This is a genomic window from Microbacterium umsixpiens (assembly GCF_053543675.1).
Window position 1 is genome coordinate 5,138 of record NZ_JBLVOH010000175.1, and the last position, 1,333, is coordinate 6,470.

A 1,333-nucleotide genomic window follows, 5' to 3' on the forward strand; every position below is an offset into this window, starting at 1 on the left:
CCGCCCCGGTCGTCCGCGTGACGAAGACCTCGACGGGCAGATCGTCGCGGCGACGCTCGACATCATCGACGCGGGCGACGAGGTCACGGTGTCGCGCGTGGTCGCCCGCAGCGGGGTGAGCCGGGCGGCACTGTATCGGCGCTGGCCCTCACTCACCCTGTTGATCGCCGCGGCGCTCGACGTCGGCCGCGAGGTGCCGCCGGAGTATCCCGCCGATGCCGACCTGCACGAGATCCTGCTCGCGGGGCTCGGACTCGGTGCCGACGGTGTCGCCCCCTCGGCTCCCGGATACTCCGAGGAGCGGTTCCGGCAGCGCATCCGCCTGGTGATGGCCGACCGTGCCCTGCAGCGGACCTACTGGGAATCGCACGTGTCGCGGCGCCGGGTGCCGCTGCAGAACGCACTCCGGGTGGGGATGGCGCGGGGCGAGCTGCGCCCCGACCTCGACGTCGAAGCCTGCTTCGATGCGATCGCGGGCGTCGCGTACTACCAGCTCGTCGTGCGCGGCGACCGGGTCAACGATCCTGCCGTGGTCGAGCGGATGCGGGCCGCGATCGAGGTGATCTGGCGCGGGATGGTCAGCTCTTCGTGAGGTCCTGCGCGAACATCACGAGGATGCCGCTGGGGCCGCGGAGGTAGGTGAGCTTGTAGACGTCCTGGTAGTTCGCGACGCCGCGCAGCGGGTGGTAGCCGTGGCGGGCCGCGATCGCGAGCGACTCGTCGATGTCGTCGACCGAGAAGGCGATGCGATGCATACCGATCTCGTTCGGAAGGGTCGGCTCCGTCTCGATCGCATCCGGGTGGATGTACTCGAACAGCTCGATCTGGCCGCGCCCATCGGGGGTCTGCAGCACCGCGATCTTCGCGTGGTTGCCGTCGAGTCCGACCGCGGTCGCCGCCCACTCCCCACTGACCTCGTCGCGACCGAGCACCGTGAGGCCGAGGTCGGTGAAGAAGGAGATGGTGGCTTCCAGGTCGCGCACGGCGATCCCGACGTTCTCGAGTGTGATGGGCATGGGTGGGATGCTACTCGTGCTCGCCACCCGTGTCAGGGCTAGTGCCCGAGCTTCTCGGCGCAGGCGACGCAGTACTCGGCGAACGGCCGTGCCTGCAGTCGTGCCGCGGGGATCGGCCGGCCGCAGTTCGCGCAGACGCCGTAGGTGCCGGCATCCATTCGCGCCAGCGCGTCGTCGACCTGTCGGAGTTCGGATGCTGCCGCCTCGGCGAGCCCGGTCAGCCGTGACCACTCCGACGAGAGCGTGACGCCCTCGGGGTCGTGTTCGTCGTCGTCGTTCGAGCTCTCGCGGTCGTGGGTGAGCTCGTCGAGGGTCGC

3 protein-coding genes are annotated in these 1,333 nt (G+C 70.0%); 1 reads left to right on the forward strand and 2 read right to left on the reverse strand.

From position 1 onward, the window contains the following. On the forward strand, positions 1-592 hold a 592-nt coding region (locus ACNPM4_RS16795), incomplete at its 5' end, for a TetR/AcrR family transcriptional regulator (protein ID WP_448986441.1). On the opposite strand, the gene ACNPM4_RS16800 is transcribed toward ACNPM4_RS16795, so the two are convergent. Then, complete coding sequence (locus tag ACNPM4_RS16800; protein WP_029263104.1) at positions 579-1,016, reverse strand: VOC family protein; 438 nt, start codon at positions 1,014-1,016, stop codon at positions 579-581. The genes ACNPM4_RS16795 and ACNPM4_RS16800 overlap by 14 nt on opposite strands. A gap of 38 nt (positions 1,017-1,054) precedes the next feature. Further along, positions 1,055-1,333: TraR/DksA family transcriptional regulator (locus tag ACNPM4_RS16805; RefSeq protein WP_448986442.1), on the reverse strand; the 279-nt coding region annotated here is incomplete at its 5' end.

What these genes read in the sequence shown, in the direction of transcription:
- ACNPM4_RS16800 (WP_029263104.1), bottom strand. Translation starts at nt 1,016, where the DNA reads ATGCCCATCACACTCGAGAACGTCGGGATCGCCGTGCGCGACCTGGAA.